Origin of the sequence: Frankia sp. KB5 (assembly GCF_002099325.1) — a bacterium.
GTDB classification, from domain to species: domain Bacteria; phylum Actinomycetota; class Actinomycetes; order Frankiales; family Frankiaceae; genus Frankia; species Frankia casuarinae.
Genome location: NZ_MRUJ01000255.1, coordinates 1 through 14,175, shown reverse-complemented (window position 1 = coordinate 14,175; position 14,175 = coordinate 1). Strand labels below are relative to the sequence as shown.

At 69.5% G+C, this 14,175-nt stretch carries 12 protein-coding genes; 6 read left to right on the top strand and 6 right to left on the bottom strand.

Features of this window, described 5'->3' with window-relative positions; all coding sequences use genetic code 11:
• Both KBI5_RS21125 and KBI5_RS21120 read left to right on the top strand, forming a co-directional pair.
• The coding region (locus KBI5_RS21125; protein WP_085016232.1) for a hypothetical protein at window positions 1-386 on the top strand (386 nt) is incomplete at its 5' end.
• A 40-nt stretch (window positions 387-426) separates the two neighbouring features.
• Window positions 427-795 carry a nuclear transport factor 2 family protein gene (locus KBI5_RS21120; RefSeq protein WP_085016231.1) on the top strand — a complete coding sequence of 123 codons (369 nt, stop codon included), beginning with the start codon at window positions 427-429 and terminating at the stop codon, window positions 793-795.
• A gap of 109 nt (window positions 796-904) precedes the next feature.
• On the opposite strand, the gene KBI5_RS21115 is transcribed toward KBI5_RS21120, so the two are convergent.
• The gene (locus KBI5_RS21115; protein WP_085016230.1) at window positions 905-1,462 is read right to left on the bottom strand and encodes a hypothetical protein; all 558 of its coding nucleotides are present in this window, start codon (window positions 1,460-1,462) and stop codon (window positions 905-907) included.
• Between the two features lie 205 nt (window positions 1,463-1,667).
• On the opposite strand from KBI5_RS21115, the gene KBI5_RS21110 reads away from it, so the two are divergent.
• On the top strand, window positions 1,668-2,417 hold the full coding sequence (locus KBI5_RS21110; RefSeq protein ID WP_051623759.1) for a transposase: 750 nt from the start codon (window positions 1,668-1,670) through the stop codon (window positions 2,415-2,417).
• Between the two features lie 201 nt (window positions 2,418-2,618).
• Entirely contained in the window at window positions 2,619-3,392 is a 774-nt protein-coding gene (locus KBI5_RS21100; protein WP_241883061.1) for a glycosyltransferase, read from the top strand.
• A 60-nt stretch (window positions 3,393-3,452) separates the two neighbouring features.
• Here KBI5_RS21100 and KBI5_RS21095 read toward each other — a convergent pair whose 3' ends face one another.
• The 3 genes from KBI5_RS21095 to KBI5_RS21085 form a co-directional block, all read right to left on the bottom strand.
• Window positions 3,453-4,991, bottom strand: a complete 1,539-nt coding sequence (locus tag KBI5_RS21095) for a hypothetical protein (protein ID WP_085016229.1) — start codon at window positions 4,989-4,991, stop codon at window positions 3,453-3,455.
• Window positions 4,992-5,232: 241 nt separating this feature from the next.
• Complete coding sequence (locus tag KBI5_RS21090) at window positions 5,233-6,216, bottom strand: intradiol ring-cleavage dioxygenase (protein WP_023840625.1); 984 nt, start codon at window positions 6,214-6,216, stop codon at window positions 5,233-5,235.
• Between the two features lie 203 nt (window positions 6,217-6,419).
• A complete protein-coding gene (locus KBI5_RS21085) occupies window positions 6,420-6,620 on the bottom strand; it encodes a hypothetical protein (RefSeq protein ID WP_023840626.1) in 201 nt (66 codons plus the stop codon).
• 289 nt (window positions 6,621-6,909) lie between these two features.
• On the opposite strand from KBI5_RS21085, the gene KBI5_RS26560 reads away from it, so the two are divergent.
• Together KBI5_RS26560 and KBI5_RS21075 are read left to right on the top strand one after the other, a co-directional pair.
• Window positions 6,910-7,767 (top strand): hypothetical protein, encoded by an 858-nt coding sequence (locus KBI5_RS26560; RefSeq protein ID WP_035728969.1) that lies wholly within the window; start codon window positions 6,910-6,912, stop codon window positions 7,765-7,767.
• Window positions 7,701-9,524 (top strand): UvrD-helicase domain-containing protein, encoded by a 1,824-nt coding sequence (locus tag KBI5_RS21075; protein WP_085016228.1) that lies wholly within the window; start codon window positions 7,701-7,703, stop codon window positions 9,522-9,524. Before KBI5_RS26560 ends, KBI5_RS21075 begins: the two co-directional genes overlap by 67 nt.
• A gap of 34 nt (window positions 9,525-9,558) precedes the next feature.
• Here KBI5_RS21075 and KBI5_RS28125 read toward each other — a convergent pair whose 3' ends face one another.
• The gene (locus KBI5_RS28125; RefSeq protein ID WP_133057100.1) at window positions 9,559-10,332 is read right to left on the bottom strand and encodes an RNA-guided endonuclease TnpB family protein; all 774 of its coding nucleotides are present in this window, start codon (window positions 10,330-10,332) and stop codon (window positions 9,559-9,561) included.
• Window positions 10,333-10,384: 52 nt separating this feature from the next.
• Entirely contained in the window at window positions 10,385-14,149 is a 3,765-nt protein-coding gene (metH, locus tag KBI5_RS21065) for a methionine synthase (RefSeq protein WP_085016227.1), read from the bottom strand.
• Window positions 14,150-14,175: the final 26 nt, after the last annotated feature.

Sequence of the window (14,175 nt, the reverse complement as noted above, 5' to 3'; positions counted from 1 at the left end):
GGACGGACGGGGCCACCTGGCTACAGCGTTTCCTCGCCCTCGACGCCGTCGTCACCACGGTGAACGGAATCGCCTATCTGGTGGCGTCGGGGCCGTTGGGGCGGCTGTTCGACGTCAGCGGCGATCTGCTGCTCGCTCTGGGCGCTTTCCTGCTCCTCTACGGCCTGGCTGTCGGTTGRCTCGCCAGYAGGCCGCRGCCATCGGTACTGGCCGTCAACGCGGTGATCGAGGCCAATCTCGCCTGGGCGGTGCTCAGCATCGTCGCGTTGTTGTTCTGGTTCGACGATCCCAGCATCGCCGGGCAGGTCTGGATTCCGCTGCAGGCGGCGACGGTCGGCGGTCTCGCCGTGCTGCAGTTCGCCGCCCTGCGTCGCAGTCGGGTGTGACTCCGAACACCATCCAGCACGATTTTGAAAGGGTACTGAGTTGACTTCGTACAACGACGCTGTCCAGCGGTACTTCGCCGCCTGGAACRCCGCCACTCCCGAGGACTTGAAGGACGCGGTCGCCGCCGCGTTCACAGAAGAAGGCACCTACACCGACCCGCTGGCCGACGTCAGCGGGCACGACGGCATCGCCGCCGCGATCAGCGGAGCGCACGAGCAGTTCCCCGGTTTCGAGTTCAGGCTCGCCGGCTCCCCTGACGGGCACCACAACATCGCTCGTTTCTCCTGGGAACTGGTCTCGAAGGCCGATGGCTCGGCTCCGGCGGCCGGCTTTGATGTGATCACTCTCGCCGAGGACGGACGAATCAGCTCGGTGAGCGGCTTCCTGGACCGGCTTCCGGGAGCCTGACCCCGGAGGTCCGGGCACGGCCCGGTGGAGACGTGCCGACCGGACATCCGTGCCACGGATGCCCGGCCGGCACGCACTTTCGCCTGGGTCTTTCTCCGGGCCTGGGGGCTCATACCACGGGTGCGCCTTTCATGGCGACCTGAAGCGCCTGTGCCGTCTCCGGATCGGTTGGCAGGAAAGTCTCTACCGCCAGTTCGGAGACGGTCACGTCCATAGGCGTGTTGAACGTGGTGACCGTCGAGATGAGAGACAGGATCGTTTCGCCTGCCTGGATCTGCAGTGGCAGCGCGAGCGGGTAATGCTCCGCGCCGAGGGAGGCGTGCGCCTGGCCGTCTCCGTCCGAACCAGGCGCCGGGTACGCCGAGACCTCGTTGAACAATTCCTTGAGTTYACTCGATGGCCGTAGCGTGACCTGTCGGTCGATACGCTCCAGCAGGTGTGCGCGCCACTYGGAAAGGTTACGGATCCGGGGAGCTAGCCCTTCCGGGTGAAGGGTGATCCTTATGGCATTCATCGGCGGTTCGAGCAGGAATTTTGGAAGGTCCCCGAGCAGTGCCTGGACACCGCGGTTGGCGGTCAGGATGTCGTACCTGCCATCCATGATCAACGCGGGATTGGGCTCGTAGGCGGCCAGCAGCCGCTCCAGCCCCGTCCGGAGCACGTACATCTGCGGGTCCTGGAGGCTAGAGTTTCGCAGTTTTCTTGATCGTCTCGCGGTGGTTAGCGAGGCGAGTTGATTTAACCTATTGATGGGACGAGTTGTGTCCGGGTGTGGCACGGCTGCGGCGTGCCGGTAGAGGAAGCAGGCTTCCCGACGGGCTGATGGCGGGAGCATCGACGCTTCCTAAACCAGCTCGAATGAGTGGACGCCGATGCTCCCGGATGTCACTGTACCGTTTTCCCTGGCCGTTCTCCTGGCTGATTTCCGACCGTGCTTCACCGTGCCGACCTTCCGGGTTTTCCGCGCCCTGGTGGCCGGGATGCTCGCGGCCACGGGCCGGCGCACGGTGTGCGGGATGCTCGTCGGCGCCGGGCTGTCGCGGGTGTGGCCGCACGACCGGGCGCACCGGTTCTTCTCCGCCGCGGTCTGGTCCGCCGACGAGCTCGGGGTGACCCTGGCCCGGCTGGCGGTGCGCCTCCTGATCCCCGCCGGGGCACCGGTGACCGTGGCGGTCGACGACACGCTGTTCCACCGCAGAGGCACCAAGGTCTGGGCCGCGAGCTGGTTCCACGACGGCTCGGCCGTCGACACCCGCCAGATCGGCTACGGCAACAACTGGGTCCTCGCCGGAATCATCGTCACCCTACCCTGCCTCGACCGGCAGATCTGTCTGCCGGTGATGGCCCGACTGGTCCGCAAGGACACCACATCGGCCTCCCGGCTGTGGCTGGCCGCCCGCATGGTCGAGAAACTGGCCACCGCACTGCCCGGACATACGATCCACACCGTCGCCGACGCCGCCTACGCCGGCGACGAGCTACGCACCCTACCCGCCCCGGTGACCTGGACCACCCGACTACGCAAGAACGCCGCCCTCGACGGTGGACTCGCGCAGGAACCTGCGGCGCCAGTACCGGTCGGCGCAGATCAGCCAGGGGTCGGTGACGAAGTCCGCCGATGAGACCCGGAAGGGAGGTTCGATGTTCGCGTCGATCAGTTCGGCGGCGACGTCCTCGCAGACCCGGTYCAACTCGCGGGAGTCGGCTGAGGCTRCCTGACCGAGCCGCGCATTGATCGATGCGACGTCCATGTGCCCCCTCCGTCAGATCTTCTCCGGATATGTACCACACGGCTGCGGGGCGGATCGGTACATACTGCGAACATGCGGGTCGATGTGGTCACCGCGGTACACGCCGAGTACGCGGGTTACCTGCCCGCGGCGTGGGACTCGCTGCACCGRCAGAGCCATCCCCACTGGACGTGGCGGGTTCACCTCKACGGGTCGCCCGACGAGGTCCTCGACGTGCTGACCGCCTGCGGAGCGGCGGACGACGGCCGGGTCCGGATCGCCGCGCACGGCACCCAGGAAGGCCTCGGGGTCGCCCGCAACATCGCCCTCGGCGCGTGCACCGCGCCGCTGGTCCAGAACCTCGACGCCGACGATGAGCTCGAACCCGGCGCGCTCGCCGACCTCAGCGGCGCGCTCGCCGCCCATCCCGCGGCAGGCTACGCGGTCGGCCATGCCCGCGACCTGCACGCTGACGGCACCCTGCGCACCGCGCCGCTGGCAGTGCCCGCCGGGCCGCTGGCCCGCGGTGCGCTGGCCGTCGCGTGGGCGTCCGCCTTACCCGACCGCACCCTGCCACCCGTGCATCCGGCCGGGGTGATGTGGCGCCGAAACCTGCTCCTCGTCGTCGGGGGATGGGCGGCGCTGCGCGGTGTCGAGGACACCGCGACCCTCATTGCCGGCTCCGCCCTCGCCACCGGAATACTGCTCGACGTCCCCACATTGCGCTACCGACGCCACGACGCACAGCGTTCCCGCCAGAACGGCAATTTTTCGGAGGGCAATATTTGCTCATCTGGCGGTGTGCCGCCCTACTCGCCGGCGGACCCCCCTGGGAAGAGCGGTAACCAGCAGGGCCGTGTGGGATGATCGGCTGAATAGCATTCGTGGTCCACGAGCAAAGAGGCTGAGTTCACCAGAGTTCGGTTTTTACCAGAGTTCGGTGAGCGCGGCGAACAGCTGGAGCCGGTGCTGTAGCCAGCCGAGGGTGCGGAAGTCGCCGCCGAGGCTGGCGGGCGGGTTGCTGACCAGGGTGTCCCGACGCAGGAGATCAGCAAAGTCGATGGTGGCGCCCACGGCTCCGGGTACGTTCGCGCGGGCCAGGATCGCGAGCATTTCGCTGGCCATGATGCCGTAGCCGATGCTGGTGGGATGGACGCCGTCGAGCGCGATAAGACCTCCCTGGGTACGACCCCGGGCGTCGGAGAGGAAGAATCGGGTGTCGGGCCGGGGGTGCAGCTCGCGGAGTGCCTGGGGTAGCGGATAGGGGCCGTACCGGTTCCACCAGCTCGGTCGGGTGGTCGGGTCGTCGAGATAGCGGCGGTAGGCGAGCCGGTCCAGCAGGGCGCACAGGTCGAAGACCCGCCAGTCGTCACCGGCCTGCCGGTGCGCCCTGACGTGTTCGATGATGACCTGGTTGTACATGTCGATGGCGCTGTCGATCTGCCGGCATTGCGTCCCGGTGAGGCAGGGGTCGGCGGTGTCGAACTGGTCGTCGCTGATCCAAGCGTAGGTGTAGCGGGCGAAGTATCGCGAGCCTTCCGGCTTGTCGCCGACCCCGCGGGCGAGCGGTGCGACGGTGACGTGGGGGACGGTGACCAGCACGACATGCCGGGCTCCCACCTTTTCGATTTCGGTGACGAGCTGGTCGTACTCCTGCTGGAAGTGGGCGGGGCGCCATACCGTGTAGGCCTTCTTCCCGTTCAGGTCGGCGAAGTTGTCTCCGCTCCAGACCAGCCGCAGCCGCAGAACGCTGGACAGCGCGTTGTTAGCCCCGAGAGCGACCACGAGCGTGCCGACGCCCTCGGCACCGAGCTGCCGCGCCGCCGTCAGCTGGGTGGTACCCGGGTCGCCGGGGCCGGCCAGGGCACGCAGGGCAGCGATCGGCCCGTCGTTCTGGACCAGGAGTCTGCGCGGATTCCAGGACCGGCGGGCGGGGTGCTCGGCCAGCTGTTCCTGGCACCARCCGACGTTCTTCGAGRGTGCGTCGCGGACATCCCAACCGTAGATTGCGAGATTGTGGTTGAATTCCGCCTGCTCGACGGGGAGCCGGCCCGGGCCGAAGCCCCAGTAGCGTTGCACCCCCCGCGCCTGGGTGTACAGCGCGACTATCAGGCGTAGCGCGTGCGCCGGTAGCGGCCGGCCCTTGGTAATGGTGTCCGCGTGGCGCAGCAACTCCTCCATGTTGAGGGGGAGGCCGGCGCAGCCATCCGGCCCGGGATAGACCGGATAGCGAAACGGCGTCACCCCCATCGCCTCGGCCAGCAGAGCCGGCCACGACCGGTCGGTGTTGCGGACCGCCAGATTCTGGAAGCCATGGGTGAGCGAATCACCGATCGTCACGAGCGGATGGGCGACATCCACGTCGGACTCGATGGTGAACTCTAGGCCGAGGTCGTCCCGAACGGGCTCCGGAGCCTCCACGCTAATCACCAGCTCGTCCGGCGCTGGCACCTCCGGCACGGACATCGCGGCTCTCCTTCCCCCAACCCACGATTTCCCCGACCTATGATTTCCCCCAACCCGCGATGCATGAGTCGCCCCGAGGTCGAGAGCGCCATTGTGCACCCACGCACCTGTCCAGCCCCCCGAGTCCCCAGCCCCCCGAGTCCCCGGAGACCTCTCGACCACCAGGATCGTCGAGTTCGACTCCGTGAACCGGAGGGGGTTGGCCGTGACGACGGGGTGTCCTCCCGATGCGTCGTGTGGGTCAGCTCGGCGCACCCGGCGGCCGCCCGCCGGGCCCGCCGGACGGTGGCTGGCCGCCGGGCGCACCGGCGGGCTGGCCGCTGGACGGGGTGGTCGTGGTGTCGACGCCGACGGCGAGGGAGACCGTGTAGCCGCTGGTGACGTTGCCGGTCACGGTGGCGAGCTGGCGGGCGCCACCGTCGTCCCCGAAGACGTTGTCGCTGTCGAGACTGGCCTGAGACAGGTTCGCGATCGACGCCTTGTAGCCCTGCTGCGCGTAGACCTGGTCGCAGACGTTCTTCGGCAGGGCGACCTGGGACGTGGCGATCGCTTTGGTGGCGTCGGTGATGCTGGCCTGGTCGGGGTAGACCTCGAAGTGGATGTGTGGCCAGCGTCCGCTGTAGCAGGCCGGGAAGATGCTGGTGAAGCGTACCTTCCCGGCCTTGTCGGCGATCTGGACGCCGCGCAGGTAGTTCTGGTCGGTGATGCCGTTGGTGTACATCGAGTAGCGGCCTTCGCGGTCACAGTGCCACACGTAGACGGCCACTCCCGCGAAGGGGACGCCGTCGGCGAGATCGGTGATGGTCAGCTCCAGCGTCATGGGAACGCCCTCGGCGGTGCCGGTCGCTCCGCCGAAGCTGGACCGGATGTCGCTGCGGACCACGCCGCTCTGCTCGAGCACGTCCGGCCCGTTGGAACCGTCGCCCGGGTAGGGGCCAGCCGTCTCCTGGGGGATCTCCCCGGACGCCCCGCTGGTCGAGGCGGATGACGACGTGCTGGGCGACGCGGTGGAGCCGGACGATCCCGAGGCTTCGGCCCCGCCTGTTCCGCAGGCAGTCAGGCCCGCCGTCGCGGCACCGAGGCCGAGAAAGGTCAGCATCCGCCGCCGGCTCAGCAGCGTGCCGAGGTCGAAGCCCAGTCCCTGGTCGACGGCCTCCTCCTCGGGCCGGGGCAGGGGACGCCCCTCGTACGTCGGCCTCCGGCCGTCCCGCTGGTAGTCCGCCATGCGCTCTCCCTGAAATCGACTGATCTTGCGCCTTCACCATGGCGGGACAGTTTTTGCCCGCGCTGTGCGTCCGCTGTGCCTCGGCTGTGCGCGCCAGGTCCCCGTCACGGCGGCGGCGGGAAGACCGGCAGGCACGAGCCGGCCGGCACGGGCCGGCCGGCACGGATCGGGCCGCATGACGGTACCGGTGGGGCTGAGGCTGACTACGGGATGGTCCACTCGCGCACGGTGACGATGTCCAGCCGTCGTTCCACGACGGCGCCTGCCGGCCAGCCGTTGACGAGCCGGGTCAGCTCGTCGGCCAGCGATTCGGAGCCGACGGCGTGCCACCTCTGCGCGGCTAGGCCTGCCCGTAGCGCCTCGGCGTAGGAGCTCCGGCTCATCTCGGCGATGTCGCGAACCATCGCCGTCGTCGTCGCGTTGGCCCTGGGTGGCCGCGGTCGCGGTCAGGATCTTCATGTCGGCTCCTCGGAGCAGGGAGGTGTCGGGTGCACGGGCAAGCGAGCGGTCACAACCGCGGGCCGTTGAGTCGTGACCGCGGGCTGTTGAACGGACGGGCCCCGAACGCAGTCGGGCCCCGAACGCAGTCGGACCCGCGCATCGAAGCACCCGGGAGCTCAATCGACGAGGAGTRAATCCGGCTGTGGGCGCCCTCGACGGACGTCACCGCAGGTCAGGTGCCCTATATCGAGCGTGCGCCGCCGAACGCCGAGAAGCCGAACGCCGAGAAAACGCGCTCATCTGCAGTTCCTTGACTCCGGGGGCGGCGACGGCGTCCAGCTCGCGCGGAGCGCCCTCGGCGAGTTCGACCCGTCGTTGCTCCGGGTCGCGGCGGGATCGGGTGCGCTGTCGGTGCGTCGGTCGGTCCAGCTCGATGCCGAGACCTCGGTCTGGATCGGGACGTCGTCCGGTGCGCATCCCGGGGCGGCTGTCGAGGTAACCGGCCCGGCGCAGCAGCAGCAGCCGGCGGCGGTCGGGCCCGCGTGGCAGGCGGTRCTCAGGCTGATCACCGCGACGGAGCCGGGGCTGGTCGAGCTGGTGCGGGAGCTGGCGGCGCGGGATGTGCCGGTACCGGAGGTCGGGTACGAACTCGGGGACGCGGCCTGGCAGGCGGAGCTGGCCTGGCCGGCCGCCAGGATCGGGGTCGTCACCGCGGCCGGGCCGGGCGACCCCGAAGGCTCGGGACGCGACGCCGCCTACGCGGCGGCAGGCTGGCTGGTGCGGACCGTGTCCGAATGGCAGGCATCCGATCTCGCCTCGAACCTCACATTGAATCTCGTAGCGAACCTCGCAACGAACCTCGCAACGAACCCCGCATCAAGGATCGATGGTCCACTCGGCTCACGGAGGGACAGCCAGTCGTGCGGAACGGCAGCTGACCCACACCCGGGTCAGGCCCGCCCAGGTCAGGCCAGAGCCGGCGCCGGGAGTCGGCGACACCGCAGGGGGGGGAGCCGGGCGGCCAGAAGGACGTCGAACGGCCGTTGTTCGAGGCCTTCACCGACCAGGACCTGGTCGACCTCGGTGTGGTTCCGGCCCTGCTTCCGCTGATCAGACGGATCGTTGACGAGGACGAGCTGCTCGGGCTCGCCGAGGTCGCCCCGCAGCTCACGTCCGACGTGCTCCTGGCGCTGCACGACGGCAAGAGCGTCGAAGAAGTACTCGAACACGTCACCGTGCCGGTGAAGGCCGACAGCCCGGTCGACCCGGAGGACTTCGCTGCGGCGGTTGCCCGGCCGGCGACCCAGGTGACCAGCGACGATGCCGCGCTGCAGGCGGTGCTGGGCGAGTCGTTCGCGCGGTGGCAGGTCTTCCTGCATCCGACCCAGCGCCAGCTCGTGGACCGGGTCTACGGCGGACCGGCGCGGGTCAGCGGCGGGCCGGGAACCGGGAAGACGATCGTCGCGCTGCACCGGGCCGGGCACCTCGCCGCCCGGCTGCCGCCGGGCGATGACAAGCCGATCCTGCTCACCACGTTCAACCGCAACCTTGCCGCCGACCTGCGGGCCCGGTTCCTCGACCTGGTCGGCCCCGACCTCGTCGATCGGGTCGATATCGTCAACATCGACAAGCTCGCGAGCCGGGTTGTCGGTGAGGCCGGGGCGAGCCGTCGCCGGCGGACGATCGACGATGACGCCGCCGTGCGGGAGTGGGYCGCGATGCTTGACGAGGTCGGTGAACGACGGTGGGACGCCGAGTTTCTCGCGGCCGAGTGGGCCGAGGTCGTTCTGGGCCAGGTGCTCCGTTCCCGCACCGACTACTTCAAGGCCCGGCGACCAGGTCGAGGGCGGCCACTGTCCCGAGCCGACCGCGACGCGGTGTGGCAACTCGTCGAACGTTTCACCAAGCGCCTGGACGACGCCGGTGTGTGGACGTGGCGCCAGGTAGCCGAATACGCCGCCCGCACCGAACAGGACCGCGCGGCCGCGGTGGTGAGCGCGGCCGGTCAGCCCACCGCTTCCGGCTCCCTGCCCAGGTACCGCTATCGGCATGTCGTCGTGGATGAGGCCYAGGACCTCAACCCGGCGCACTGGAAGATGCTGCGGGCCATGGTCGCGCCAGGTCGGGACGACATCTTCCTCGTCGGCGACACCCACCAGCGAATCTACGATAATTACGTCACGCTTGGTAGTCTCGGCGTGAATATCCGTGGTCGCAGTGCCAAGTTGACGCTGAGCTACCGCACCACCCGTCAGATCCTGTGGACAGCGCTTCGGCTGCTTGCCGGTGAGACGTACGACGACCTCGACGGCGACGACGACAACCTCGCGGGGTACCGGTCGCTGCTCAGTGGCGGAGAACCCGTGCTCGGTGAGGCCGTCACCTGGGCGGATGAACTGAAGCTCATCAGCGGGCAGATCAGGGTCTGGGAGAGCGCCGGCGACGGTTCGACCAGTGCCGGCGACGGTTCGACCGCCGTGTGCGTGCCGACTCGACGGATGGTGGAGGACGTCGTCACACACCTCGAGGCGAGYGGGATTTCTGCCATCGAGATCGGGCCGGACGGGCCGAAGCGAGCCGACGGCGTCCAYGTGGGCACCATGCACCGTTTCAAGGGCCTGGAGTATCGGCGGATCATCATCGGAGGTGCCAGCGCCGGGCTTGTGCCCCGTGGCGTGATCGAGCGGTACCAGGACGTCGACCCAAAGCGGTACCAGCAGGAACGGGCACGAGACCGGTCACTGCTGTTCGTCGCGGCGACCCGCGCCCGCGACGAACTGGCGATCTTCTGGCACGGCCGGCCAAGCCCGTTCCTGGCCGCCGCCTGGACGCGGCGTCGCGCCGTTGGGTCGAGCTTGCGCAACTGACGAAGCGCATGCGGGGTTATGCCGACCGGGTACCTCATACCAGGCCGAGGTCGGCCTTTACCTTGTCCCATGGAACTACCTTGTCCCATGGAACGGGCGTCTGCCCGGTAGCCGCCATCTCCTCGACGTAGACCACTTGGTTATCGCGGACCAGTCGAGCGGCAAGCTTGTGATGATGATCCCGGCGGGTTTCGCGCACTTTCCGGTGCAACACCGCTACCCGCCGCACCGCCTTCCGACGGTCCGCGGAACCTTTCCGTGCGCGGGCCAGCGACCGCTGGGCGCGGGCGAGATGCCGCCGCTTCGACCGCGGCGGGCGAGGGTTCGCCACGATCTCACCCGTGGACATGGTCACCAACCGATCGAGCCCAAGATCGACCCCCACCTCGGCGGGCACGACCGGGTACGGCTCGTCGGTCACATCGACCACGAACGACACGTAGTACCGGCCGTCCGCTTCCCGGATCACCGTGGYCGACGACGGAACCGACGGCAACCCCCGAGACCAGGCGAGTTCGACATCTCCGACCTTCCTGATCCGAGTTCTTAACGCGACTGGGCGACACTCGCCACCTGGTCCGTCAGCATGCTTGAGCGGGAGGTGTTCACCGAAGCGGGGTCGCGGCCCGGCTTCTCGGCCTGCCGCAGAACACCTTCCACTACTGCTTGGCGGGTGKCACGGTCGGCGACCGGGCCTACAAGCCGGTGATCCGTGTCGCACCCCGGGCGGCCGGCCTCGACTACAAGAAGACTGCCAACCGTACGTCTGGCCGGCCCCTCGTGCTTCTTGCGGGAACGGCCGCCGCATGTCGGATCACGAGGAGTAAGCGTTGTGAACCCGGACCTGCTGTCCGGGGCGTCTACTCGGGACCGTAGGCGAGGTTGGGGCGTAGCCAGCGCTCGACGTCGGAGATCTTCAGGCCCCGCCGCTGGGCGTAGTCCTCGACCTGGTCCCGGCCGATGCGCCCGACGGTGAAGTACCGCGACGACGGATGGGCGAAGATGAGCCCGCTGACGGCGGCGGCGGGGGTCATCGCGAAGGACTCGGTCAGGCCCATCCCCACCCGCCCGGCGTCCAGCAGGTCGAACAGCGCCTGCTTCTCGCTGTGGTCGGGGCTCGCCGGGTAGCCGAAGGCGGGACGAATGCCGCGGAAGCGCTCGGCGTGCAGATCCTCCAGCGACGGCTTGGCGTCCGGCTCGAACCAGGCGCGTCGCGCCTCAAGGTGGACATACTCGGCGAACGCCTCGGCGAGCCGGTCGGCCAGGGCCTTCACCATGATCGCCCGGTAGTCGTCCTGCCGGGCCTCGAAGCCGGCCGCGAGCGTGTCGGCGCCGTGGACGGCCACGGCGAACCCGCCGATGTGGTCCCCGGCCGGGGCCAGGTAGTCGGCGAGGCTGCGGTTCGRCCGCCCCGCGGGCTTGGCCGTCTGCTGGCGCAGCATCGGCAGGCGCAGCCGCCCCGTGCCACCCGGACCCGGCGTGCCACCTTGACCCGGCGAGCTGGCGCTGTTCACCGCGCCGACGTCGATCTGATCGATCAGGATGTCGTCGTCCTCCGCGACGGCGGGCCAGAAGCCGTAGACCCCGCGGGCCTGAAGGCTACCGTCCGCGATGATCTGATCGAGCAGGACGTTCGCCTCGTCGTACAGCTCACGGGCTACCGGCTGGTCCAGGATCGCCGGGAACCTGCCCTTCAGCTCCCAGGCAAGGAAGAAGAACTGCCAGTCGATCATCGAGCGCAGCGCGCCGAGGTCCGGGGTGACGACGCGGACGCCGGTGAAGGCGGGGACGGGCAGGTCGTCGAACGTGACCTGCTCGCGGTTCGCCCGGGCCTGCGCGAGGGGGAGCAGCGGGCGCTGCTGGCGGTTCTCGTGCTGCTCACGCAGGAGCTTCTGCTCCGCCCGGTTACGCACGGCGAGCTCCCCGGCCCGGTCGGCGTCGAGCAGGTCCGAGACCACGCCGACGACGCGGGAGGCGTCCAGCACGTGGACGGTGGTGGCGTCGTAGGCGGGGGCGATGCGGACCGCGGTGTGCTGGCGCGAGGTGGTGGCACCGCCGATCAGCAGGGGCAGCTTCAGCCCGCGGCGCTGCATCTCGGTGGCGACCGTGACCATCTCGTCCAGGGACGGGGTGATCAGGCCGGACAGGCCGATCGCGTCGGCGCCCTCCGCCACCGCCGTGTCGAGGATGACCGTGGCGGGGACCATGACCCCCAGATCGATGACCTCGTAGTTGTTGCAGCCGAGGACCACACCCACGATGTTCTTGCCGATGTCGTGCACGTCGCCCTTGACGGTCGCGAGCACCACCGTGCCGTTGCCACGGTTGRCACGGCCGGTGCCGGTGGTGCCGGCCAGCAGCGCCTGCTGCTTCTCGGCCTCCATGAACGGTTCCAGGTAGGCGACCGAGCGCTTCATCACCCGGGCGCTCTTGACCACCTGCGGCAGGAACATCTTCCCTGACCCGAAGAGGTCGCCGACGATCTTCATGCCGTCCATGAGTGGTCCCTCGATCACGTCGAGGGGGCGGGCCGCCCGCGCCCGGGCCTCCTCCGTGTCGGACTCGATGAAGTCGACGATGCCGTGCACGAGCGCGTGCGCCAAGCGCTCCTCGACCGGCGCCTCGCGCCAGGACAGGTCCACCGTGCGCTTCGTGCCGCTCCCGCTCCCGCTCCCGCTCACGGTCTCGGCGAACGCGACGAGCCGGTCGGTGGCGTCGTCGCGCCGGTCGAAGAGCACGTCCTCGACGAGTTCGAGCAGGTCGGCGGGGATGTCCTGGTAGACGGCGAGCTGGCCGGCGTTGACGATGCCCATGTCGAGCCCGGCGCGCACGGCGTGGAAGAGGAACGCCGAGTGCATCGCCTCGCGGACGATGTCGTTGCCGCGGAAGGAGAACGACAGGTTCGAGATGCCGCCGCTGGTCCGCGCTCCCGGGCAGTGCTGCTTGATCAGCGGCAACGCGTCGAGGAACGCCTTCGCGTAGCCGTTGTGCTCGGCGATGCCGGTGGCGACGGCGAGCACGTTCGGGTCGAACACGATGTCCTCGGCCGGGAAGCCGACCCGCTGGGTAAGCAGGTCGTAGGCGCGGGCGCAGATCGCCACCTTGCGTTCGGCGGTGTCGGCCTGGCCCCGCTCGTCGAAGGCCATCACGACCACGCCGGCGCCGTAGTCGCGGATGCGCCGGGCCTGCTCCAGGAAGGGCTCCTCGCCCTCCTTGAGGCTGATCGAGTTGACGACGCCCTTGCCCTGCACGCAGCGCAGCCCGGCCTCCAGCACACTCCACCGCGAGCTGTCGACCATGATGGGCAGGCGGGCCGCCTCCGGCTCGGTGGCGAGCAGGTTCAGGAACGTGGTCATCGCCCGCTCGCTGTCGAGCAGGTCGGCGTCCATGTTGACGTCGAGCAGGTTGGCCCCGCCGCGCACCTGCTCCAGGGCGACGTCCACGGCGGCCTGGTAGTCGTCGGCCTCGATCAGCCGCCGGAACCGCGCCGAACCGGTGACGTTGGTGCGCTCCCCGATCATGACGAAGCCGGTGTCCTCGCCGATCTCGAACGGCTCCAGCCCGCTGAAGCGGGTGCGCGCCGGCGGTGTCGGAACCGGGCGCGGCGGCGCACCGCCGACGGCGGCGGCGATCCGCGCGATATGCGCCGGCGTCGTCCCGCAGCAGCCGCCGACGATGTTGACCAGGCCCGCGGCGGCGAATTCGCCGATCAACTGGCCGGCTTCGTCCGGGGTCTGGTCGTAGCCGCCGAAGGCGTTCGGCAGGCCGGCGTTGGGATGGCAGGCCGTGAACGTGCCGGCGAGCCGGGCGAGCTCGGCGACGTGCGGGCGCATCTCCTCGGCGCCGAGCGAGCAGTTCACCCCGACGACCAGCGGATGCGCGTGGGCGATGGAGCTCCAGAACGCCTCGACGGTCTGCCCCGACAGCGTCCGCCCGGACAGGTCGACGATCGTTACCGAGATCCACAGCGGCAGCCGCGGGGCGACCTCGCGGGCGGCGGCGATCGCGGCCTTCGCGTTGAGCGTGTCGAAGATCGTCTCGATGAGCAGCAGGTCGACCCCGCCGTCCGCCAACGCCTGGATCTGCTCGGCGTAGGCGGCCCGGACCTCGTCGAAGGTCACCGCCCGGTATGCCGGGTCCTCCACTCGCGGGGACAGCGAGAGCGTGACGTTCAATGGGCCGATCGAACCGGCGACGAACCGCCGCCCCCCGGTCTGCCGGGCGGCCTCGTCCGCGGCCTGGCGGGCCAGCCGGGCGCCCCGCAGGTTCATCTCCCGCACCAGCGACTGCAGCCCGTAGTCCGCCTGGCCGATGCTCGTCGCGGTGAACGTGTTCGTCGTGGTGATGTCCGCGCCGGCCGCGAGATACTGCCGGTGCACGTCGAGGATCACGTCCGGACGGGTCAGGTTCAGCAGGTCCGGGTCGCCGGCGAGGTCCTTCGGGTGGTCGCGGAACCGCTCCGTGCGGTAGTCGGCCGGGGTGAGCCCGGCGTTCTGCAGCATCGTGCCCCAAGCCCCGTCGAGCACGACGACCCGCTGGGCCAGCAGCTCCCGGAGCTCCCGCTCGCCGGCCCCGACCGCACCGTCATGGACGGCCACCTCGTCGACCGACCTGGACCCTGCCATCAGACCACCTCCCGGTTATGGGAGGC